Annotated in this window: 17 protein-coding genes; 12 read left to right on the forward strand and 5 right to left on the reverse strand. The window is 69.0% G+C overall.

What is annotated here, in order from left to right; genetic code table 11:
• Positions 1-550 precede the first annotated feature (550 nt).
• From AVR91_RS28630 to AVR91_RS28665, 8 genes are all read left to right on the forward strand, one after another.
• Positions 551-988 carry a hypothetical protein gene (locus AVR91_RS28630; RefSeq protein WP_063271527.1) on the forward strand — a complete coding sequence of 146 codons (438 nt, stop codon included), beginning with the start codon at positions 551-553 and terminating at the stop codon, positions 986-988.
• 23 nt (positions 989-1,011) lie between these two features.
• Positions 1,012-3,111 (forward strand): (Fe-S)-binding protein, encoded by a 2,100-nt coding sequence (locus AVR91_RS28635; RefSeq protein WP_063271528.1) that lies wholly within the window; start codon positions 1,012-1,014, stop codon positions 3,109-3,111.
• A gap of 48 nt (positions 3,112-3,159) precedes the next feature.
• Positions 3,160-4,074 (forward strand): metal ABC transporter substrate-binding protein, encoded by a 915-nt coding sequence (locus AVR91_RS28640; protein ID WP_063271529.1) that lies wholly within the window; start codon positions 3,160-3,162, stop codon positions 4,072-4,074.
• A complete protein-coding gene (locus AVR91_RS28645) occupies positions 4,071-4,814 on the forward strand; it encodes a metal ABC transporter ATP-binding protein (protein ID WP_063271530.1) in 744 nt (247 codons plus the stop codon). The genes AVR91_RS28640 and AVR91_RS28645 overlap by 4 nt, the downstream gene beginning before the upstream one ends.
• A complete protein-coding gene (locus tag AVR91_RS28650; RefSeq protein WP_063271531.1) occupies positions 4,811-5,680 on the forward strand; it encodes a metal ABC transporter permease in 870 nt (289 codons plus the stop codon). The genes AVR91_RS28645 and AVR91_RS28650 overlap by 4 nt, the downstream gene beginning before the upstream one ends.
• A 72-nt stretch (positions 5,681-5,752) precedes the next feature.
• Entirely contained in the window at positions 5,753-6,568 is an 816-nt protein-coding gene (locus tag AVR91_RS28655) for an ABC transporter ATP-binding protein (RefSeq protein WP_016331746.1), read from the forward strand.
• A 17-nt stretch (positions 6,569-6,585) separates the two neighbouring features.
• Positions 6,586-7,563 carry an ABC transporter substrate-binding protein gene (locus AVR91_RS28660; RefSeq protein ID WP_063271532.1) on the forward strand — a complete coding sequence of 326 codons (978 nt, stop codon included), beginning with the start codon at positions 6,586-6,588 and terminating at the stop codon, positions 7,561-7,563.
• Positions 7,563-9,578: an iron ABC transporter permease gene (locus AVR91_RS28665; protein ID WP_063271533.1), complete on the forward strand. Its 2,016-nt coding sequence runs from the start codon at positions 7,563-7,565 to the stop codon at positions 9,576-9,578. Before AVR91_RS28660 ends, AVR91_RS28665 begins: the two co-directional genes overlap by 1 nt.
• Before the next feature lie 390 nt (positions 9,579-9,968).
• Here the strand turns inward: AVR91_RS28665 and htpG are convergent, their stop codons facing one another.
• The 3 genes from htpG to AVR91_RS28680 form a co-directional block, all read right to left on the reverse strand.
• The gene (gene htpG / locus AVR91_RS28670; RefSeq protein WP_063271534.1) at positions 9,969-11,834 is read right to left on the reverse strand and encodes a molecular chaperone HtpG; all 1,866 of its coding nucleotides are present in this window, start codon (positions 11,832-11,834) and stop codon (positions 9,969-9,971) included.
• A 29-nt stretch (positions 11,835-11,863) separates the two neighbouring features.
• Positions 11,864-13,450, reverse strand: coding sequence for an alkaline phosphatase D family protein (locus tag AVR91_RS28675; protein ID WP_063271535.1), 1,587 nt, complete (start codon positions 13,448-13,450; stop codon positions 11,864-11,866).
• Between the two features lie 62 nt (positions 13,451-13,512).
• Positions 13,513-14,745 (reverse strand): YncE family protein, encoded by a 1,233-nt coding sequence (locus AVR91_RS28680; protein WP_143254134.1) that lies wholly within the window; start codon positions 14,743-14,745, stop codon positions 13,513-13,515.
• Positions 14,746-14,889: 144 nt separating this feature from the next.
• Between AVR91_RS28680 and AVR91_RS28685 the strand changes: the two genes are divergently transcribed.
• Both AVR91_RS28685 and AVR91_RS28690 read left to right on the forward strand, forming a co-directional pair.
• On the forward strand, positions 14,890-16,029 hold the full coding sequence (locus AVR91_RS28685) for a PucR family transcriptional regulator (protein WP_043847930.1): 1,140 nt from the start codon (positions 14,890-14,892) through the stop codon (positions 16,027-16,029).
• Between the two features lie 62 nt (positions 16,030-16,091).
• A complete protein-coding gene (locus AVR91_RS28690) occupies positions 16,092-17,753 on the forward strand; it encodes an LTA synthase family protein (RefSeq protein WP_063271536.1) in 1,662 nt (553 codons plus the stop codon).
• On the opposite strand, the gene AVR91_RS28695 is transcribed toward AVR91_RS28690, so the two are convergent.
• Positions 17,750-18,706: a helix-turn-helix transcriptional regulator gene (locus AVR91_RS28695; protein ID WP_063271537.1), complete on the reverse strand. Its 957-nt coding sequence runs from the start codon at positions 18,704-18,706 to the stop codon at positions 17,750-17,752. The two genes, AVR91_RS28690 and AVR91_RS28695, sit on opposite strands and share 4 nt — an antisense overlap.
• A gap of 61 nt (positions 18,707-18,767) precedes the next feature.
• Here AVR91_RS28695 and AVR91_RS28700 point away from each other — a divergent pair, with 61 nt between their 5' ends.
• Complete coding sequence (locus AVR91_RS28700; RefSeq protein WP_063271538.1) at positions 18,768-19,925, forward strand: epoxide hydrolase family protein; 1,158 nt, start codon at positions 18,768-18,770, stop codon at positions 19,923-19,925.
• Positions 19,926-20,371: 446 nt separating this feature from the next.
• On the opposite strand, the gene AVR91_RS28705 is transcribed toward AVR91_RS28700, so the two are convergent.
• Positions 20,372-20,914 carry an ArsR/SmtB family transcription factor gene (locus tag AVR91_RS28705; RefSeq protein WP_063276984.1) on the reverse strand — a complete coding sequence of 181 codons (543 nt, stop codon included), beginning with the start codon at positions 20,912-20,914 and terminating at the stop codon, positions 20,372-20,374.
• 75 nt (positions 20,915-20,989) lie between these two features.
• Here AVR91_RS28705 and AVR91_RS28710 point away from each other — a divergent pair, with 75 nt between their 5' ends.
• A complete protein-coding gene (locus AVR91_RS28710) occupies positions 20,990-22,189 on the forward strand; it encodes an MFS transporter (protein ID WP_228709381.1) in 1,200 nt (399 codons plus the stop codon).
• The last annotated feature ends 23 nt before the right edge of the window (positions 22,190-22,212 follow it).

The raw sequence follows: 22,212 nt of genomic DNA on the forward strand, positions 1-22,212 counted from the left end.
GGTACGGCGTGAGTGGAGGCGGGACTCGCGTGATCAGGGACGTGACTCGCGTGACTGGATGCCGCACTCGCGAGTTCCGCCTCTGATCACGCGAGTTCCGGCTTCGATCACGTGAAGGCGGCGCCACGTCTCGTGAGTGGTAAGGATGGCTAGAACCAACCGTGTCCTGGGTACCTACTGGCGATCTCGCGTGATTGGCGGATGACACGCGTGTCGTCCACGCGCGGCCCGCCCTGGGCTAGGCGACTCGCCGGTCCCGCCGGGTGCCGGCCTTGGCCCGAGGGGTTACGAAAGCCACTTTCGCAACGTTGAAGGTTGCGAAAGTGGCTTTCGCAACGTCGGCCGTGGCCGGGCCCGTTAGGTAGCCAAGACACCCTTGGTTAAAACTCGAATCGCCACTCACGACCACCTGTACCGACGCGCGTCCGCCGGCGTTACGCCGACCGGCCGCTCGGAAGCCATCCGGTTGGACCTGTCGCGTCATCGGGGCGAGCCCTACTCTCCAGTATTGAGAGTGACACAGGACACACCACGGTCTTGGGAGGCTCCATTGGGTTGGCACGTTCGCGAGACGATCGACGAGGATCAGCGCGAACGGCGGATCCGCCACGTCACCCGCTGCCTGAGTTGCACGCTCACCTGCGTCCATTGTGGACTCCCCGCGAGATTCTCCGTGCCCGCCGGACATCCCGGCCTCGGCGTCGTCGAACACCTCCCCGGCGTGACCTCCCCCGGTCTCCCCGATCTCGCGCTGCTGCACCGATTCTGCCGGGACAACCTCGCCGCGGAGCCGGGGATCGCGCTCCGGCGCGCCTATCTCGGCCTGGCGACCGAACTCTTCGAAGCGGGGCGGCGGATCCGCCGTCACCGCAGGCTCGGCGTGCATCCGCCACGGCCGGGACATCTCGAGGCCTACCGAAAACGGTGGCGAGTGGCCAAAATGCGGTACGCCTGCAAGGCGTGCCGGTACTACACCGGCTCTCACTGAGCCGATTCTCCCCCGGAGGACTCGTGCTCGTTCGTCTCATCCTCGGTCTGCTCATCACCGTCGCCGGCCTCGCCTTCGCCGCCCGTCGCGCCGCCTGGCTCTACAAACTGATCCGCTCCGGCCAGCCGGACGAGAAACGCTCCGACGTCATGGCCGTCCGCGCGAAAACGCATTTGGCCGAGGTCTTCGGACAGCGCAAGCTGCTCAAGTGGTCCGTCCCCGGGCTCGCGCATCTGTTCACCTTCTGGGGTTTCGTGATCCTCGGCTCGGTCTACGTCGAGGCGTACGGCGCCCTGTTCGACCACGACTTCCACATCCCGCTCATCGGGCACTGGGCGGTGCTGGGTTTCCTGCAGGACTTCATCGCGGTCGCGGTGCTCGTCTCACTCGCGGTCTTCGCGGTCATCCGGATCCGCCAAGCACCCGAACGGAAAGAGCGCGCGTCGCGGTTCTTCGGCTCGCACACCGGTGGCGCCTGGCTGATCCTGTTCATGATCTTCAACGTGATCTGGACGATGTTCCTCTTCCGCGGCGCGTCGGCGGCGGTCGGCGTCTTCCCGTACGAGTCGGGCGCGTGGGTCTCGCTCGGCGTGGGCGAACTCCTGGAGCCGCTGGGCACGTCGGTCACCGAGCCGCTGGAGACCGTCGGGCTGCTGCTGCACATCGGCGTGATGCTGGCGTTCCTGTCGATCGTGCTCTATTCGAAGCACCTGCACATCTTCCTGGCGCCGGTCAACGTCACCGCGAAACGGCTCCCGGACGCGCTCGGCCCGCTGCTGCCGATGGAATCCGGCGGCAAGCCGATCGACTTCGAGGATCCGGGCGAGGACGACACGTTCGGCCGCGGCAAGATCGAGGACTTCACCTGGAAGGGCATGCTCGACTTCGCCACGTGCACCGAATGCGGCCGCTGCCAGTCGCAGTGCCCGGCGTGGAACACCGGGAAACCGTTGTCCCCCAAGCTGTTGATCATGGATCTGCGGGACCACCTCTTCGAGAAGGCGCCGTACATCCTGGACGGCAAGGAAGCCCCCGAGGAGCGTCCGCTCGTCGGCACCAAGGAGGACTTCGGCGTCATCGACCCTGACGTCCTGTGGTCGTGCACCACCTGCGGCGCCTGCGTCGAGCAGTGCCCGGTCGACATCGAGCACGTGGACCACGTCGTGGACATGCGCCGCTACCAGGTGATGATCGAGTCGGCCTTCCCGAGCGAGCTCGGCGTGCTGTTCAAGAACCTCGAAACCAAGGGAAACCCCTGGGGCCAGAACAACTCCGATCGGCTCGCCTGGACGAAGGACCTCGGCTTCGAGGTGCCGATCTTCGACGGTGAGCTCGCCGGCGACGTCGAGTACGTGTACTGGGTCGGGTGCGCGGGCGCCTTCGACGACAACGCCCGCAAGACCGTCCGCGCCACGGCGGAACTCCTGCATCTCGCCGGGGTGAAGTACACGATCCTCGGCACCGACGAGTCCTGCACCGGCGACCCGGCGCGCCGCTCCGGCAACGAATTCCTCTTCCAGATGCTCGCGCAGCAGACCGTCGAGACGCTGAACGCGGTGTTCGATGGCCGTGAACCGGGGACGCGCAAGATCGTCACCACCTGCCCGCACTGTCTCAACACCCTCGGCCGCGAGTACCCGCAACTGGACGGGCACTACGAGGTCCTGCACCACACGCAGCTGCTGAACCGGCTCGTGCGCGCGGGCGAACTGACGCCGGTCAAACCGGTCGACGCCGGCCCGGTGACCTACCACGACCCGTGCTACCTCGGCCGCCACAACAAGGTCTACGAGCCGCCCCGCGAACTCGTCGGTGCGACCGGCGCGACGCTCAGCGAGATGCCCCGGCACGCGGACCGCTCGCTGTGCTGCGGCGCCGGTGGCGCGCGGATGTGGATGGAGGAGCAGATCGGCAAGCGCATCAACCTCGAACGCGTCGACGAGGCGCTCGGCACGGACGCCGAAACGATCGTCACCGGCTGCCCGTTCTGCCGCGTGATGCTGAACGACGGTCTCGTGCAGCGGCAGAGCGAAAAGCGTGGCGAGAACGTCACCGTGCGCGACGTCTCCCAGCTACTGCTGGAGTCCGTACGGGAGCGGGACCGGACCGCGACCGAGATTTAAGGCACACGTGAGTTGGAAGTTCGGCACACCGAACTCTAGACTCACGGGATGGCGAATCTGCGCAAGACCGTGTGCGCGCTGGCGGCGTCGGCACTCGTCCTGTCCGCATGCGGAGGGCCCGCCGGCGGCACGGACGACAAGCGGCCCGTGGTGCTGACGACGTTCACGGTGCTGGCGGACATCGCCTCGAACGTCGCGGGCGACAAGCTGAAGGTCGAGTCGATCACCAAACCCGGCGCGGAGATCCACGGCTACGAGCCCACTCCGGACGACATCAAGAAGGCCGCGAAGGCCGACTTGATCCTCGACAACGGACTGAACCTGGAGGCGTGGTTCGCCCGGTTCGTCAAGGAGAGCGACGCTCCGCACAAGGTCGTCAGCGAAGGCGTCCAGCCCATCGCCATCGGCGAAGACGCCTATCAGGGAAAGCCGAACCCGCACGCGTGGATGTCCCCGAAAAATGTGGGTATCTACGTGGACAACATGGTGAAGGCGTTCAGCGAGCTCTCCTCCGGCGACGCCGCCGTGTTCAAGGCCAACGGCGATGCCTACAAGGCGAAACTGCAGCAGGTACAGGACGAGATGACGAACGCGCTGAGCACCCTGCCGAAGAACGAACGCGCCCTGGTGACCTGTGAAGGCGCCTTCTCCTACCTCGCGCGCGACACCGGTCTCACCGAGCGGTACATCTGGGCGGTCAACGCCGAACAGCAGGCGACCCCGCAGCAGATCACCCGCGCCATCGGGTTCGTCAAGGAGAACAAGGTCCCCGCCGTGTTCTGCGAGTCGACCGTCTCCGACGCGCCGATGCAGCAGGTCGTCTCCGCGACGGGGGCCGCGTTCGGCGGCGTGCTCTTCGTCGATTCCCTGTCCGGGCCGGAAGGTCCGGTGCCGACGTACCTCGACCTCATCCGCCACGACTCGAAGACGATCGTCGCCGCGCTCACCGGGGCGAAACCGTGACGGCCGCGATCCGCGTCGAACGCGTCACCGTCCACTATGGCGACGTCCTCGCGCTCGACGGTGTCGACGTCACCCTCGACCACGGCCGCGTCTGCGGGCTCGTCGGGATGAACGGTTCCGGCAAGTCGACGCTGTTCAAGACGATCATGGGCATGGTCCGGCCGGACACCGGCACGGTCTCGATCGACGGCGGCACCCCCGTCCGCGCGCGTAAGACCGGTGTGATCGGGTACGTGCCGCAAAGTGAGGACGTCGACTGGTCGTTCCCGCTCTCCGTGCGCGATGTCGTGATGACCGGCCGCTATGGACGGCTCGGCTTCACCCGCCGTCCGCGTCGTGCCGACCACGAGGCCGTCGACCACGCGCTGGAGCGGGTCGAACTGACCGACCTCGCCGGACGGCAGATCGGCCAGTTGTCCGGTGGGCAGCGCAAGCGCGCGTTCGTCGCGCGGGGAATCGCCCAGGGCGCGCGTGTCCTGCTGCTGGACGAGCCGTTCGCCGGGGTGGACAAGCGCTCCGAGGCCACGATCACCCGGCTGCTCAAGGAACTCGCGGCCGACGGCGCCGCGGTCCTGATCTCCACCCACGACCTGCACGCGCTGCCCGGCCTGGCCGACGAGGCGATCCTGCTGATGCGCAAGGTGCTCGCGCACGGCTCCCCCGGCGAGGTGCTCCGCCCCGAGAACCTCGCGCTGGCCTTCGGACTCGACGTCCTGCAACGGGAAGAAGAACCCGCGTGAGTCTCTACGACCTGTTCCTCGAACCACTGAGCTACGACTTCATGGTGCGGGCGCTGGCGTCCACGGTCGTCGCGTCCGCGGTCTGCGCGGTGCTCTCCTGCTGGCTGGTGCTGATCGGCTGGTCGCTGATGGGCGACGCGGTCTCGCACGCGGTACTGCCCGGCGTCGTGCTCGCGTACGTCCTCGGCGCACCCTTCGCGCTGGGCGCCGTGGTGTTCGGTTTCCTCGCCGTGGCGCTGATCGGCGTCGTCCGGGACACCAGCCGGGTCAAGGAGGACGCCGCGATCGGCATCGTGTTCACCACGCTGTTCGCGCTCGGGCTGGTGCTGATCTCGGTGACGCCGAGCCAGACCGACCTGAACCACATCATCTTCGGCAACCTGCTCGGCGTCGACACCTCGGATCTGATCCAGATCGGCGTCCTCGGCGCGATCACGCTCACCGTGCTGGTGCTCAAACGCCGCGATTTCACCTTGTACGCCTTCGATCCCACGCACGCGCACGCGATCGGGCTCAACCCGCGGGTGCTCGGCGCCGCGCTGCTCGGCCTGCTCGCGCTGACCGCGGTGGTGGCGCTGCAGGTGGTCGGCGTGATCCTGGTGGTGGCGATGCTGATCATCCCCGGCGCGACGGCGTACCTGCTGACCGACCGGTTCGGCCGCATGCTGGTGATCGCGCCGTCGTTCTCGGTGCTCGCGGCGGTGGCCGGGCTGTACCTGAGCTACCACCTCGACACCGCGTCCGGCGGGATGATCGTGCTGGTGCAGGGCGCCGGGTTCACGGTGGTGTACCTGTTCGGGCCGCGGCACGGGATCGTCGGGAAGCGGCTGGCCAGGCGCCGCCGGGAGACCGCACGGGCCGCGTAACCGGACAATCACCCCGCGCTCTGTGTCTCTCGTGACATGGGTCCGGGCCTCCTCTTAGGTTAGGCTCCCCTCATGTCTACGGAAGACGCGCTGCTCACCGGCCATGACCTGGTGCTCGCGCACCAAGAGCGGGCCGTGGTGGACGGGGTGTCCCTGTCCTTGCGCGCCGGTACGGTGACCGCGCTGGTCGGGCCGAACGGCTCCGGCAAGTCGACGCTCCTGCGTTCGCTGGCGCGGCTGCACAAGCCCCGCGAGGGCGGCGTCCGGCTCGGAGAGCGTGCCGTCTGGGGCGGCAACGCGTTGTCCGGCAAGGAATTCGCCCGTCAGGTCACGCTGCTGACCCAGCACCGGCCCACCCCGAGCGGGGTTTCCGTGCGCGACGTCGTCTCTTACGGCCGGTATCCGTACCGCTCCGGCTGGCGCGGGGTCGACATCGACGGCGCCGCCGCGATCCGCCGCGCCATGGAGCTCACCGGCGTGACGGCGATGGCCGAACGCGGTGTCGACGAGCTCTCCGGCGGCGAGCTCCAGCGCGTCTGGCTCGCTTCCTGCCTCGCGCAGCAGACCTCGGTGCTGCTGCTCGACGAGCCCACCAACCATCTCGACCTGCGCTATCAGGTCGAGATCCTCGACGTCGTCCGCGATCTGGCCAACGAAGGCGTCGCGGTCGGCGTGGTGCTGCACGACCTCGACCACGCGGCGATCATCGCCGACGAGGTCGTCCTGCTGAGCGAGGGAACCATCGTGGCCACGGGTGACATCGGGCAGGTGCTCACCTCCGAGCACCTCTCCCAGGCCTACGGCGTCACCGTCCACGTCGCGAACGACCCGGTGACGGGCGCGATCCACTGCAGGCCACTCGGGCGGCATTCGCCCAGGCCCGCCTGAGAAATCCAGGAAGAACCATGCGTTTGCTGCCCCCTGCCGCCCTCGTCGCGGCGACGGCCCTGCTGTTGTCCGCCTGCGGCACCACGGAGAACACCGCGGCCGCGCCGAGCGAATCCGCCGCCGCGAGCGGACCGGTCACGGTGACCGACGCGCGCGGCAAGGCCGTCACCCTCAAGGCCCCGGCGAAGCGCGTCGTCGCGCTGGAGTGGGGCGAGGCCGAGATGGTCGCGTCGCTCGGTGTCATGCCGGTCGGCGCCGCGGACGTCGCGGGCTACAACGTCTGGGACAAGGCCGCTCCCCTGACCCCGGAGGTCAAGGACGTCGGCAAGCGCAACGAGCCCAGCGTCGACGCGATCGTGGGGCTGAACCCCGACGTCGTCATCATCGCCGACGAGCGCGATTCGACGCTGGTCCCGCAGATCGAGAAGTACGTGCCGGTCGTGGTGACCAAGTCCAGCGACGCGAGCCGGAACTTCGACCGGCTGCGCGAGGACTTCAAGCTGATCGCCAAGACGGTCGGCAAGGAGGCCGAGGCGGACAAGCAACTGTCCGAAATGGACGCCAAACTCGCCGAGGGCAAGAAGGCCGTCGAGGCCAAGGGCGCCGCGGGCACCCCATTCCTGATGGCCGACGGCTACCTCGAAGGCAGCACCGTCAGCATCCGCCCGTTCGGCAAGGGTTCGCTGGTCTCCGACACCGCCGAGGCCGTCGGCCTGAAGAACGCCTGGACCGGCAAGGTCGACCCGCAGTGGGGTCTCGGCCAGACCGACGTCGAGGGCCTGACCGCGATCACCGACCCGAAGACCGTGCTGTTCTACAGCGCTTCCGAGGAAGACGTCTTCACCACCGGGCTCGCGCAGAACGCCGTCTACCAGCGGCTGCCGTTCGTGGTGTCGAAGAAGATCCACAAGCTCGAGTCGGGCACGTGGACCTTCGGCGGACCGAAGTCGATCATCATGACCGCCGATCAGATCGTGAAGGCAGTCACGACCTGATGCGTGCCCGCACCATCGCGGTGTCGGCGGGGCTGGTGGTGCTCATCGCCGTCCTCGCCGGCATCCACCTGACCCAGGGCACTTCGACGTCCGGTCCGCTGGACGTGGTGAAGGCGATCTTCGGCCAGGGCGACGCGCAGACCCTCGCGGTACTGGAGGGCGCGCGCGTCCCCCGGCTGCTCGCCGCGTTGCTGCTCGGGATCGCGCTCGGTGTCGCGGGCGCGGGAATGCAGTCCGTGGCACGGAATCCGCTCGCCTCGCCGGACACGCTCGCGGTCAACGCGGGCGCGCATTTCGCCGTGGTCGCCATCTCCGCGTTCGGGCTCTCGCTACCGCTCGTGCCGGTGGGCGGTGCGGCGTTCGTGGGCGGGCTCGCCGCGGCCGTCGTCGTCCTCGGTCTCGCGGGCGGCGGTGCCGCGAGCCCGCGGCTGGTGCTCGTCGGTTCGGCGATGCTGCTGGCGCTCCAGTCGGTGACCGTCCTGCTGCTGCTCCTGTTCGAGGAGGAGACGAGCGGGCTGTTCGCCTGGGGCAGCGGTTCGCTGACGGTGGCCGATCTGCGCGCGACCGGCCAGATGACGCCGATCGTGGTGATCGCCGTGGTGGCGCTCATCGCGATGGGCGGCAGGCTCGACATCCTCGCCCTCGGCGACGACAACGCGACCGTGCTCGGCCTGCGCGTCCGCCGCACGCGGGTCACCGCGATCGTGCTGACCGTCGCGCTGACCGCGGCGGCGGTGACCGTCGCCGGACCGGTCGGGTTCGTCGGGCTGAGCGCGCCGGTGATCACGCGGCTGCTGCTGCCGATCGCCAAACATCGTGCCCTGCTGCCGGTTTCCGGGCTCGTCGGCGTCGTCACGGTGCTCGGCGCCGACGTCGTCCTGCGGGCGATCATGGGTTCGGCCGCCGCCGTGCGGGTGCCGACCGGGGTGGTGACCACGATCGTCGGCGCCATCGTGATGGTGTGGCTGGCGCGGCGCGGCCGGGGAAGCGGCTCGCGCCGTCCGGCACCGGCCGGGCGGGTCGGGGTCGCCGGATCGACCCGGCGGCTCGTGCTCATTTCCGTCGTCCTGGTGGCTCTCCTCGCTGTCGTCCCGGTGGTGGGCCTGATGCTGGGCGACCGCCTGGTGCTGCTCGGCGATCTCGCGAACTGGGTCACCGGCAACACCGGGACCGCGCTCACCTTCGTGCTGGACCAGCGACTTCCGCGGGTGCTGGCCGCGCTGCTCGCCGGTGCCGCGCTGGCCGTGTCCGGCTGCGGGATCCAGTCGGTCAGCCGCAACCCGCTCGCCGAACCCGGCCTGCTCGGCATCACCGCGGGCGCCGGGCTCGGCGCGATCACGCTGATCACCATCGTCCCCGCGGTCGGCGCCTGGTCGATCGCCGGTGCCGCCGGCGTCGGCGCGACCGTGGTGTTCCTGCTGGTCTACGGGCTGGCGTGGCGGTCCGGGCTGGATTCGGACCGGCTGGTGATCATCGGCATCGCGGTCTGGTCGGCCGGGATGGCGCTGATCACGCTGCTGATCGTGGTCTCCGACCCGTGGAACTCGGCCAAGGCGCTGACCTGGCTGTCCGGTTCGACCTACGGCCGCACGCTGGAGCAGGTCGTGCCGGTGGCGCTAGCGCTCGTCGCGCTGACGCCGTTGCTGTGGATCAAGCACCGCGAACTCGACCTGCACGCCCTCGACGAAGACACCCCGCGCGTGCTCGGGGTGCGCATCGAACGGTCACGGCTGGTGGTGCTGGCGGCGTCCGGGATCCTGGCGGCCACCGCGGTGTCCGCCATTGGCGTGGTCGTCTTCGTCGGCCTGGTCGCACCGCATCTGGCGCGCTCGCTGGTCGGTGGACGGCACGGGCGGGTCGTCCCGGTGGCCGCGGCGCTCGGTGCGCTGCTGGTGAGCGTCGCGGACACGCTGGGGCGGACAGTCATCGCGCCGGCCCAGATCCCGGCGGGTCTGGTCATCGCGATGGTCGGGACGCCGTACTTCGTGCTGGTGCTCTGGAAGACCCGGCCGTAGCGAGCCGTCAGGATGCCGGGAAGGCGAAGGTGCGTGATGGAGTCGGCGGTGCCAGCGGGCTCACCACTGAGGCCTAGCGTCCCCGGACTGTCCAAAAAGGTCACTTTTCGAGATGAAAGCGTCCGATTTGGGTACTTTGCGTAGTATTGCCCGGGGGTCGTGAGTGGCAATGGTCGTTCTAACCCTCTTTACCACTCACGACCCCAGCACAAAGCGCTCAAATCGGGCATCGAACCAGTCTCGGCGTCCCTGGTGGACAGTTCAGCCACGATCGGCCACCGGGCAGGCGGCTGCAGTGCCGTGAGGCGTGTCGCGCCCCCACGGGTCGCCTGGGCTGAAGGGGCCCTTCACCGCATGCGATGCGGCGAAGGGCCCCTTCAGCCCACGGAACTACAGGGTCTTCTGAAGGTGCGTGGCGAGCAGCTTCGTGAAGCGCGCGGGGTCGGCCAGTTCGCCGCCTTCGGCGAGCAAAGCCATGCCGTACAACAGTTCCGCGGTCTCCGCGAGACCCTCGGACTCGCCCTTCTCGGTGAACGAGGACCGCAGCCCGGACACCAGCGGGTGCCCCGGGTTCAGTTCCAGGATCCGCTTGATCTGCGGCAGTTCCTGGCCCATCGCGCGGTACATCTTCTCCAGCGTCGGGGTGACGTCGTTCGTGTCGCCGACGATGCAGGCGGGCGACGTCGTCAGCCGCGACGAAAGCCGGACCTCCTTGACCTGCTCCCCGAGCGTCTTCGTCAGCCAGGTCAGCAGCCCGGAGAACTCTTCCTTCTGCTCGTCGGTGGTGTCGGAGTCGAGTTCGACCTCGCCCTTCGCGACCGACTGGAACTGCTTCTCCTCGTAGCCGGCGACGGCGTCGACCCACATCTCGTCGATCGGGTCGGTGAGTACGAGCACCTCGTAACCCTTGGCCTGGAAGGCTTCCAGATGCGGGGAGTTCTCGATGCTCTGCCGCGATTCACCGGTCAGGTAGTAGATGTGCTCCTGGCCGTCCTTCATCCGCTCGATGTACTCACGCAGCGACGTGAGCTTCTCCGGGTCGTTCGTCGAGGCGAACGAGCAGATGTCGAGGATCGCGGTGCGGTTCTCGTGGTCGTCCAGCAGGCCTTCCTTGACGGCGCGGCCGAACTCCTTCCAGAAGGTGTCGTACTTGTAGCGGTTCTCGTCGGCCATCAGGGTCTTGACCGTCGAGAGCACCTTCTTGACCAGGCGACGGCGGATCAGCTGGATCTGCCGGTCCTGCTGCAGGATCTCGCGCGAGACGTTGAGCGAAAGGTCCTGCGCGTCGACGACGCCCTTCACGAAGCGCAGGTACTCCGGCATCAGCGCTTCGCAGTCGTCCATGATGAAGACGCGCTTCACGTACAGCTGGACGCCGCGTTTGCGCTCCCGCATGAACAGGTCGAGCGGCGCGTGTCCCGGCAGGAACAGCAGCGCCTGGTACTCGAAGGTGCCCTCGGCCTGAAGCCGGATCGTCTCCAGCGGGTCGTTCCAGTCGTGCGCGACGTGCTTGTAGAACTCGTTGTACTCGTCCTCGGTGACGTCGGACGACGGGCGCGCCCACAGTGCCTTCATCGAGTTGACCGTGACGACCTCTTCGCCTTCGGTCATCCGGATGGGCCAGGTGATGAAGTCCGAGTACTTCTTGACGATCTGCTTGATCTTCGTCGCCGAGGTGTAGTCGAAGAGCTGGTCTTCGGCGTCCTCGGGCTTGAGGTGCAGGACGACCGACGTGCCCTGCGGCAGGTCCGGGACCGTCTCGATGGTGTACGTGCCCTCACCCTCGGACTCCCAGCGGACGCCCTCGTCCGATCCGGCGCGGCGGGTCAGCAGCGTGACCTTGTCGGCCACCATGAAGCTGGCGTAGAAGCCGATGCCGAATTGGCCGATCAGATCCTGCGACGCCGCGGAATCCTTGGTCTCCTTCAGTTTCTTCAGGAATTCGGCGGTGCCGGATTTCGCGATCGTGCCGATCAGCGCCACGACGTCGTCCCGGCTCATCCCGATTCCGTTGTCCCGCACGGTGAGGGTGCGGTTTTCGGGGTCGGTCGCGATCTCGATGTGGAGATCGTCGGTGTCCGCCTGGAGTTCCTTGTCGCGGAACGCCTCAAGGCGGAGTTTGTCCAGTGCGTCGGAGGCGTTGGACACCAGTTCCCGCAGGAAGGTGTCCTTGTTCGAGTAGATCGAGTGGATCATCAGCTGAAGCAGCTGACGTGCCTCCGACTGGAACTCGAGTGTTTCGGCAGAGGTTGTCACGGGCCGATATTACCGAGCGCGTGACCGGCTCAAACCAGCCTCTGCCGGGCCACCTCGGTCAGCCCGTCACCGGTGGCCTGTTCGATCGTCGTGACGGCGGTCCGGCCCTCGGTCTCGACGGTCGCGATCACATTGCCGAAATGCGGTCCCGACGTCTTCCTCCAGTCGAGGGGAAGGGGTGCGACGCCACCTCGTTCCGCCCACCGGCGGGCGAGCGACGCGAGCCGGGAAGACCAGGTCACGGCGAAGGCCGTCCGGAGCGGCCGCGGCATCGCGTTGTGCACCGGCGAGCAGGTGAGCTGGTACACCGCCGACGCCACCGGCTCCGGGTATCGCGCCTCGACGATGTAGGCGTGGTGGACGTCGCCGGAGAGCACCGCGATGGTGGCGGGCGGATCGCCCCGGCGGCCCTCGCGCGCGATCATCGCCGCGAGCCGGTCGAACGACGCGCGGAACGACGCCCAGTGTTCGAGGTCGCCCGCCTGCCGGATCTTCTCCGCGAGCCGTCCGCGCCATCCGGGACGGTCACAGGCACGCTCGTTCAGCGATTGCAGGTGGGACACGACCGGCGGCAGCAGCCACGGCAGCGAGGATCCGATGAGCAGGTGGTCGCACGGCGCGGCGGCGTTCTGCTCGATCCAGGCGAACTCGTCGTCGTCCACCATGCACCGGGCGCCGCCCACCAGGATCCGCCCCGCCCGGCTGTCGATGACCAGCAGCCGCACGGAGCCGAAGTCGCGGCGGTAACTCCATCGCGCGCCCTTGGTGCCGTCACGGTCGTCGTCGGCTTCGTCGGCGAATTCGGTGAGCAGGCCGGCGTTGTCCCCGCCGGAGGCGATGGCCTTCTGGAAGGTCGGGTCCTCGGCGAGTTCGGCGGGGCCGAGGTTCCCGAGGTGCTGGTAGACCCAGTACGACATGATCGCCCCGCGCAGGCGCTCCCGCCACCACGGCCGCGCGCGCATCTCCTGCCGCCAGATGTGGGAGGTGTTCCAGTCGTCGCGGACGTCGTGGTCGTCGAAGATCATCGACGTCGGCACGGTGGACAGCAGCCAGCGGATCGACGGCTCACCCCACGCTTCGAGGTAGAGGTGCGTGTACTCCTCGAAATCCGTCACCTCGGTGCCCGGCGGTTTCGACGTGTCACGGCGCCGCTTCAGCCATTCCTGCGTCTCGTCCGTGGTCTCGTCGGCGTAGACCTGGTCGCCGAGCATCAGCATCGCCTGCGGCCACTCGGCTTCCTCGCCGCCGGCCATCCGGCGGGCGTACGCGGCCAGCGCGTCCGGGCCGAAGGCGTCGTCTTCGTGCGGTTTGCGGCAGGAGCCGAACACGAGCCGGACCCGGGACTCGTCCGAGGGCAACGTCCGGATCCGGCTGGGCGGGAACCCGGAATCCTCCGGGGGCCAGACCTTTTCGCCGTCCACGCGCACGTCGTACTCGTGGGAGGAGCCGGGTTCGAGGCCGGTCAGCACCAGCAGGGCGTAGTGGTGACCCCGGATCTCGAACGTCCTCGCGGTCGTGCCGAGGACCTCGACCTCACTCGCGGTGGCGGTCTCGACCCACACCGTCGCCGACGTCTCGTCGACGTGACGCAGCAGCGGACCCAGGCGCAGGCTCATTCCCGAAACGGTGCCACAGCGGAGCCATGATCGTGCGCTGAGCGGCGCCTCACCGGTGCGGATTACCGGCCCGCGGGCCCCGTCCAGCCCGCGGGCACGTGGCCGATCCGGATCCGCTGCGGGTGGTCGCCGACCGGGACGGACTTCACCTTCGCGCCGGTCGCGAAGTCGATCGCGGTCACCTGGTCCGATCCGCTTTCCGAGATGACGCAATGCCTTCCGTCACCGCTCACGGTCGCCCAGTACGGCTTCGCCGCCGCCACGAGCTGCGCCTCCCGCAGGCTCGCGCGGTCCACGATGGTCGCGTAATCGTCCATCGTCCCGGCGACGCAGAGCTTGTCGCCCGCCGGGCTCATCGAGAGCCCGTGGTGCCGCGAGTCGTTGACCCAGGTGGTGCGGTCTTCACTGGTGTTCGGGTTCTTCGGCAGCGTCTTCGACCGCGTGATCCGGTCGGTGGCGACGTCGTATTCGAGAAGGCCGTTGAAGAACGACACCTGGAAGTACAGCTTCGACTCGTCGGGGGTGAAGGCCACCGGCCGGACCGCGTCGGAGAGGTCCTTGCGCCCGAAGGCGTCCAAGCGCTCACGCATGTCGATCACCTTCACCTGCTGGAAGGTGGTCGCGTCGACGACGGTGAGCCGCCGGTCGCCCTTGGTGAAGTCCTGCCATGGCGCGTCGAGCGCGGTGTTCACTTCGCCGATCGAGCTGTTCCAGAGGTACCGGCCGCCGTCGGTGTAGGTGTTCTCGTGCGGTTTGTCGCCGGTCTTGAACGAGCCGAGCTGCCGCCCGGTCTCGATGTCGAGCACGTGGACGGTGTTCGACGTCGAGGCCGACACCGCGATGCTGCGGCCGTCCGGCGACACGGCCATGTGGTCGGAGCGGAAACCCGACACCGGGAACCGCCAGTTGACGCGGCCGGTGGCGAGGTCGATCGACACGACGTCGGCGAAACTCGGGCGCGACGCGACCACCGCGCGGCCGTCCGGGGTGGTGTAGAGGTCGTCGACGAGCTGGTCGTGTCCCTCGCCGACGCCGTTGCGGATGCCGAGGAAGAACGCGAGCTTGATCGGGTTCAAATAGATCTCGGTGAGCCGTTCGTCCTTGTCCGGCACCATGTTCACGCGCGCGATCTTGGCGTAGTCGCCGGAGGGCGCGATGACGTCCGCGGTCCCCTCCCAGTTGTTGCCCACGAACAGGACCTGTCGCAGTTCGTCCGCCGCGGCGGCGGGCGCCGAGCCCAGTGCCGCGGCGAGGCAGGTCACGAGGACGGTGGTCAGCAACCGGCGTTTCCGCATCACGCGCACCTTTCGGCGAGGGCCTGTTACCTTTCGGTAGCTCACAGGAAACCAACCGGCCGGACACCCTCGGTAGGGGACGGTCGCCAAGGACCGCCGGCTTCGTTGTGCACCGGGCACAATCCGCGCGGGAAGGCGGTGGCGATGGCGCACCGGTCACTCCACGACGTGCTGGCCACGATGGCCGCCGACGCCGACGTCGTCGACGAAGTGGTCCGGGCGGCCCGCACGGAGTCGCCGGAAGTCGCGACCCTGCCGGTGAGCGAGAACCGGCGGCACGTCGCGATCGTGCTCGCCGCCGGGCTCGCCTCCTTCGACCGGCCGGGCGGGGCCGGGGAGCAGGACTACGCCGCGGCCGCCGTCCTCGGCGCGGACCGGGCCGCGCAGGGCGTGCCGCTCGCCGCGCTGCTGCGCGGGGTGCAGGCGGGCCGCAGCCGCGCGGTCGAGATCGCCGTCGAACGCGGCAAGGCGGCCGGGGTGCCGGACGACGTCATGCTGGCGGCGCTGGTCGACTTCGACCGGAACACGCGCGCGCTCGAACGGCAGGTCATCGCCGGGTATCACGAGGCCGAACTCGAACTCTCCCGGACGGTGCACGACAGCCGTGCCCGGGTGCTGCGGCGGTTGCTGGGCGGCGACACCACGGCGCCCTCGGCCGAGGAGGTCGCGAACGCCGGGCTGAACCCGGGCGGGCGCTATCACTGCCTGCTCTCCGACGTCGGCGATCCGTACCAGGCGCGGGTCGTCGAGCGACGGCTCGGCGCGACGGGCGGCGTCTTCGGCCTGGTCGACGGGCGGCTGACCGGGCTGGCGCCACGGCTACCCGCCCCGTCGGCGCTCGGGGACGACGTCCTCATGGTGGTCTCGCCCGCCGTCCCGCTCGCGGAGGTCCGCGGGATGCACGCGCTGTGCGTGATGGCGCTGCCGACGGCCGCGCGGTCCCGCGGTCTGCACGCGGTGGCCGATCTGGCCGTCGAGACCGCGCTCGCCGCCCAGCCGGGACTCGCGGCGCTGCTCGGTGACACCCTGCTGAGCGCGCTGACGCCGGGCGACCCCTTCCACGAACAGCTCGTCTCGACCGCGCTCGCCTACCTCGACCACGGGCGGCGGCTCGACCAGACGGCCGCGGCGCTGCACGTCCACGCGAACACGGTGCGGTACCGGCTCGCCCGGCTCGGCGAGATCACCGGCGCGTCGCTCGACCCGCCGGAAGACGACGGCGGTACGCATGTGCGGCACACCGTCGGCTGGTGGTGGGCGCTGCGTACCTGGCGCTCGGGCTGAACCGCCGGGGTCCGTCGTCCGTGTAATCCGGTGAAGGCTTCTCCACCCGGAAGGAATCCGCCTTGTCGGTTTTCACGCGCCCCGCCCTCGTGGGCCTGCCGGGCGACCGGACGGCCGCCCGCGAGATCGCGTCCAGCGCGGTGACCACCCTGTCCGCCGTCCTCGTGCTGTTCGCGCTGCTCGCGCCGAACGACCTCGACGCGCTGACGCCCGAGGCGTTCGTGCGGTTGCCGGTGGAGGCGCTGCTCGGGGTGGCGGTGGTGCTCATGCTGCGCGACGGCGCCCGGCGGATCGTCGCGGTTTCGGCGGGCGCGATCCTCGGGCTGCTGACCGTGTTCAAGGCAATCGACATCGGTTTCGGGCTCACGCTGAACCGGCCGTTCAACCCGGTTTTCGACTGGGGTGTGCTGGGCAACGGCGTCGATCTGCTCGGCACGTCCATCGGCCGGGCGGGCGCGATCGCGTCGTTCGCCGGGCTGACGCTGCTCGCCGTGGTGGTGATCGTGCTGATGGCGCTGGCCGTGCTGCGGTTGAGCCGGGTGGTGGCCGGACGGCGTACGGCGTCGACCCGGGTGACGGCCGTGCTCAGCGTGGTCTGGATGGTGTGCGCGGTCTCCGGCGCGCAGCTCGCTCCGGGGCAGCCCCTCGCTTCGCGCAGCGCGGTCGCCTTCGCCTACGACGACCTCCGCCAGGTTCGGGCCGGCATCCGGGACAGGCAGGCCTTCGCCGAGGAAGTCGCCGTCGACGCCTTCCGTGGCACGCCGTCTTCCGGACTGCTGAACGCGTTGCGCGGCAAGGATGTGCTGTTCACCTTCATCGAGAGCTACGGCCGGGTGGCCGTCCAGGACTCCGATATCGCGCCCAAGGTCGACGCGGTCCTCGACGCCGGGACGGCACGGCTGAAGAACGCCGGCTACGGCTCGCGCAGCGCGTTCCTGACGTCGCCGACGACGAGCGCGGGCAGCTGGCTGGCGCACTCCACGTTCCAGTCCGGGGTGTGGGTCGACAGCCAGCACCGCTACGACGACTTCGTGAAGACCGACCGGTTCACCCTCGGCGGTGCGTTCAAGCGCGCGGGCTGGGAGACCGTCGGCGTCGTTCCCGCGCACACCGAGGACTGGCCGGAGGGCAAGGTCTACGGTTACGACCGCTATTACGACTCGCGAAGCATCGGGTATCACGGCCCGCAGTTCTCCTACGCCACGATGCCGGACCAGTTCACGCTTTCGGCTTTCCAGCGCGCCGAACGCGGGAGAGCGGACCGTCCGCCGCTGATGGCGGAGATCGACCTCGTCACCAGTCACTGGCCGTGGACACCACTCCCCCGCATGATCGACTGGGCCGCCGTCGGCGACGGATCCGTCTACGACCCCATGCCCTCGCAAGGGAAAACGCCCGAAGAGGTCTTCACCGACCCCGCCAAGGTGCGCGGCGCGTACGGCGACTCGATCGCCTATTCGCTGGACTCGCTCATCTCGTACGTGGAGACCTACGGCGACGACGACCTCGTGCTCGTGTTCCTCGGCGACCACCAGCCGAACCCGATCGTCGCCGGCGCGGGCGCGGATCACGACGTCCCGATCACCGTGGTCACGCGGGACGAGGCCGTGCTCGACAAGGTCGCGGCGTGGCACTGGCAGGACGGCCTGAACCCGGACCGGAACGCGCCGGTGTGGCGGATGGACACGTTCCGGGACCGGTTCCTGACCACTTTCGCCCGCTAGCCGGTGGCGTCGCGATACCGGTCGGCCAGCTCGCGCAAGTAGTCGACCAATTGCGGGGGTTCGGTGACCCGGAAAGGGGCGTTGAGGAGTCCTAAGTGGACGGCCATCGTCTCGATGCTGTCCGCGCCGGTGTGCAGGACGCAGGTGTTCGCGTCGACGGCCTCCACCGTCCCGACGGCCGGGTTGATCCGCGCGGTCACCTCTTCGGCGGACGCGTGCACGGTGACGTCGGCGCGGTATCGCCAGGCGGCGGACGACACCCCGCGCCGCACGCGGTCCGTGACGTCTTCGGGCAGTTCGCGCGCGGTGAACCGCGGACCGGTCGGGACGCGCGGGGTCAGCCTGTCGACGCGGAAGGTGCGCCAGTCGCCGCGGTCGAGGTCCCAGGCGACCAGATACCAGCGGCGTCCCCAGTTCACCAGGCGATACGGCTCGACCTTGCGGGTGCTTTCCGAACCGTCGTGGGTCCGGTAGCCGAAGCGCAGCACCTCGCGATCCCGGCAGCAGGCCGTCAGCACGGTGAGCGTCCCGGCGGCGACGCGCGGGCCGGGCTCGTCCCTCGGCACCGGGACCGTGTACGCCTGCAAGGCGTTCACGCGGCGCCGCAACCGGGACGGGAGCACCTGCTCCAGCTTGGCGAGCGCCCGCAACGACGTCTCCTCCACGCCCGCGATGGTGCCGCCTGCCGCGGTGCGCAGGCCGATCGCGACCGCGACGGCCTCCTCGTCGTCCAGCAGCAACGGCGGCAGATCGGCGCCCGCGCCGAGCCGGTAGCCACCGACGGAACCTCGGGTCGCGTTCACCGGGTAACCGAGCGCGCGGAGACGCTCGACGTCGTTGCGGATCGTGCGGGCGCTGACCTCCAGGCGTTCCGCCAGTTCGGTGCCGGTCCAGTCACGGGGAGTCTGCAGCAAGGAGAGCAAACGGAGTAATCGTGCCGAAGTTTCCAACATTTCTTCAGACTGCTCCTCCATTAGGAACGGGATGTTCCTAATGGCACTCTACCTTGGTCTCATGAGCGAAAACACCGAGATCAAGCCCTTCCGCGTCGAGGTCCCGCAGGCCGAGCTGGACGACCTCGCCGACCGCCTGGCCCGCGTCCGCTGGGCGAACGAACTGCCCGCCGACCAGGTGACCGACGGGGTGCAGCGCGGACCGGTCACGCCGGGCTGGGAGTACGGCGTGCCGCTGGAGTACGTGCGACGGCTGGTCTCGTACTGGCGCGAGGGCTACGACTGGCGGAAGTGGGAGGCGAAGCTCAACGAGTACCCGCAGTTCACCACGGAGATCGACGGACAGAACATCCACTTCCTGCACGTCCGCTCGCCGGAGCCGGACGCGACGCCGCTGATCCTCACCCACGGCTGGCCGAACTCGGTCTTCGAATACCTCGACCTGATCGACCAGCTGACGGACCCGCGCTCTCATGGGGGCGACGCGGCGGACGCGTTCCACGTGGTCATCCCGTCGCTGCCCGGATTCGGCTTCTCCGGTCCGACGCGCGAGAAGGGCTGGAACCGGTACCGCACGGCCCGGGCCTGGGCCGAGCTGATGCGCCGCCTCGGCTACGAACGCTATGGCACGCACGGGAACGACGCCGGTTCGTTCGTCGCCCCCGAGGTCGGCCGCGTCGACGCCGAGCACGTGCTCGGCGTGCACGTCACGCAGCTGTTCTCGTTCCCCAGCGGCGATCCGGCGGAGTTCGAGGGCATGACCGAGAAGGAACTGGAGTACATGCAGTTCCTCCAGTCCTTCAACGACGACATGTCCGGCTACGCGAAACTCCAGGAGAGCGCGCCGCAGAACCTCGCGCACGCGCTGGCCGACTCGCCGACCGGGCAGCTGGCCTGGAGCGCGCAACTGCTGTCGGCCACGAGCGACGACCACGTGCTCACCAACGCCACGTTGTACTGGCTCACCAACACCGCGGCTTCGGCTGCGCGGTTCTACTACGAGGACAAGCACAGCGAGCACCCGGCGGAGCCGACGACCGCGCCGACCGGGCTGGCCAGCTTCGCCTACGACTTCCGGCCGCTGCGGCGCTTCGCCGAGCGGGACCACGCGAACATCGTTTCGTGGCAGGAATTCGACCGCGGCAGCCACTGGGCGACGCAGGACGCGCCGGACCTGCTGGTGGGGGACATCCGGGCGTTCTTCCGGAAACTTTCCTGAGCGGCGGAACACACGAGTTCGGCCTCCAGTCACGCGAGTCACGTCCCTGATCACGCGAGTCACGCCTCCGCTCACGCCGTACCTGGTCCGTGAAGGCCCCCTTCATTGCGTCTAGCGCAGTGAAGGGGGCCTTCACGGACTGGGGAAGGTGTGAAGGTCGAGTTTCCTCGGCTGAGCCGAGGGAAGGGGGCCTTCACGCGCCACCGTGGTGATCGCTGTGGTTGCTGGTGCAGGTGAGCTGCAGGTGGCGATCCCTGAAGGCCGTGAAGGCCTCCTTCACTACCTTCAGGGTAGGCAAGGAGGCCTTCACGGACCCGACCCGTGATCAGAGGCGAAACACACGAGTGCGGCCTCCAGTCACGCGAGTCACGTCCCTGATCACGCGAGTCACGCCTTTGCACACGCCGCGCTGCGTTCCCGACCAGGACTCGCTACCACTCACGAGGTCACTCGGCCATGCGGTGCAACAGGAAGATCCCGTTCAGCAGCGGCCGGTCGAGCCGCTGCCCGTCGGTCGCCACGTACTCGTCGAGGATGTCGAGGATGCGGTTGTCGAGTTCGGTGGCCTCTTCCGGCGACAAGTGCAGCGCGAACCGCTCGACCACCCGCACCGAACCGGGCCCGGCCTCGCGGAGTTCGTCCTGGAAGGCCTCGATCGGGCCGAACCGGGTGTCTTCGTCCTCGTCGTTCAACGGCCCATTCAGCCACCAGCTCTTGCCGGCACTGCGATAGGGCTTTTCGAGCGCGCCGCTCGCGCCGGTGCGCACCGGCGCCTGCTCCAGCAGACCGGCCTCGGTGAGCTGCCGCACGTGGTAGAGCACGGTGCCGGGGTCCTTGCCGAGCCGGTCGGCGAGCTCCTTGTTGGTCAGTTCCCGCTCGCCGCAGAGCCGGAGAATGCGCAGCCGCAAGGGATGCCCGAGCGCTTTGGCCTCGCGCGCCGTCGCCTCGCGCCGACGGTCCGCGACCCTCGCGGCGACCTGATCGTCCATGAGCGCAGCGTAGCCGACCGATGGGGAAGAGACACATCGATGGAGTTTTCTCAATCGATGTGCGATCCTCGATCGATGACCTCGCTGGGGAGCGTTTACTGGCGGCTGTGGAGCGCGTCGGGCCTGTCGAATCTGGCCGACGGCATCGTCAAGGTCGCGCTCGGCCTGGTGGCCGTCCAGTTCACCCGGTCGCCGTCGCTGGTCGCGGGGCTGGCGGCCGTGTCTTCCTTGCCGTGGCTGGTGTTCGCCCTGCACGCCGGGGTACTCGCCGACCGCGTCGACCGTCGCCGCGCGATGCTCGCCGCGAATCTGGTCCGCGCGGCGCTCGTCGCCGTGCTCGCGGCGGCGATCGCACTGGGGTTCGGATCGATCTGGCTGCTTTACGTCGTCGCGCTGGGACTCGGGATCGCCGAAACGGTCCACGACACGGCCGCGCAGGCGATCCTCCCGCAGATCGTCGGCCGCGACCGGCTGACGCGGGCCAACAGCCGTCTCTTCGCCGCCGAACTCACCGCCAACGAATTCGCCGGCCCACCACTGGGCGGTTTCCTCGTCGCAGCGGGCGCTTCTGTAGCATTCGCGGCGCCCTCGGCGCTCTGGATCGTCGCGCTCGCCGCGCTTTTCTTCGTCCCCGGCTCGTTCCGCGCCGATCGGCCCCAAGGCACGAGCGTGCGCGAAGATCTGGTCGAAGGCCTGCGTTTCCTGTGGGAGAACCGGATTCTCCGGATCCTGGCGATCATGGTCGGCGGATTCAACTTCGCCACGAGCGCCGTGATCACGCTTTTCGTGTTGTACGCGGTGGGCCCGTCGTCCGCGATGGGACTGTCCGAACAGGCCTACGGATTCCTGCTCGCCGTCATCGCCCTCGGCAGTCTCGCGGGGTCGTTCGTGGCCGAGCGGATCGAACTCGCGCTCGGCCGCTCCCGCGCGCTGGTGCTCAGCCTGCTCACCGGCGCCGCGTTCGCCGGGATTCCCGCGGTGACCACGGATCCGTACGTGATCGGCGCGGTGTTCTTCCTCGGCGGGGCCGGGGTCGTGCTGTGGAACGTGATCGTCGTTTCGCTGCGGCAGCGGATCATCCCGGACCACCTGCTGGGCCGGGCCACCAGCGGCCACCGGCTCGTCGCCTGGGGGACCAAACCGCTGGGCGCGGCGGCGGCCGGGCTGCTCGCGGAGGTCTTCGGGCTGCGGCCGGTGTTCGCGGGGGCGGCGGCGGTGATCCTGGCGCTGCTGCCGGGACTGCGGGTCTTGACGAACGAACGGCCGGCGGCCTGACCTCGGCGACCTTCACATCGCGC

The sequence above is a fragment of the Amycolatopsis keratiniphila subsp. keratiniphila genome (genome assembly GCF_001620365.2).
Taxonomy (GTDB): Bacteria; Actinomycetota; Actinomycetes; order Mycobacteriales; family Pseudonocardiaceae; genus Amycolatopsis; species Amycolatopsis keratiniphila.

Bases quoted from the DNA above. Each gene is read 5' to 3' on its own strand.
- AVR91_RS28640 (WP_063271529.1), top strand. From the start codon at position 3,160: ATGGCGAATCTGCGCAAGACCGTGTGCGCGCTGGCGGCGTCGGCACTC.
- AVR91_RS28655 (WP_016331746.1), top strand. From the start codon at position 5,753: ATGTCTACGGAAGACGCGCTGCTCACCGGCCATGACCTGGTGCTCGCG.
- AVR91_RS28660 (WP_063271532.1), top strand. From the start codon at position 6,586: ATGCGTTTGCTGCCCCCTGCCGCCCTCGTCGCGGCGACGGCCCTGCTG.
- AVR91_RS28665 (WP_063271533.1), top strand. From the start codon at position 7,563: ATGCGTGCCCGCACCATCGCGGTGTCGGCGGGGCTGGTGGTGCTCATC.
- AVR91_RS28675 (WP_063271535.1), bottom strand. From the start codon at position 13,450: ATGAGCCTGCGCCTGGGTCCGCTGCTGCGTCACGTCGACGAGACGTCG.
- AVR91_RS28680 (WP_143254134.1), bottom strand. From the start codon at position 14,745: ATGCGGAAACGCCGGTTGCTGACCACCGTCCTCGTGACCTGCCTCGCC.
- AVR91_RS28685 (WP_043847930.1), top strand. From the start codon at position 14,890: ATGGCGCACCGGTCACTCCACGACGTGCTGGCCACGATGGCCGCCGAC.
- AVR91_RS28695 (WP_063271537.1), bottom strand. From the start codon at position 18,706: ATGTTGGAAACTTCGGCACGATTACTCCGTTTGCTCTCCTTGCTGCAG.
- AVR91_RS28700 (WP_063271538.1), top strand. From the start codon at position 18,768: ATGAGCGAAAACACCGAGATCAAGCCCTTCCGCGTCGAGGTCCCGCAG.
- AVR91_RS28705 (WP_063276984.1), bottom strand. From the start codon at position 20,914: ATGGACGATCAGGTCGCCGCGAGGGTCGCGGACCGTCGGCGCGAGGCG.
- AVR91_RS28710 (WP_228709381.1), top strand. From the start codon at position 20,990: ATGACCTCGCTGGGGAGCGTTTACTGGCGGCTGTGGAGCGCGTCGGGC.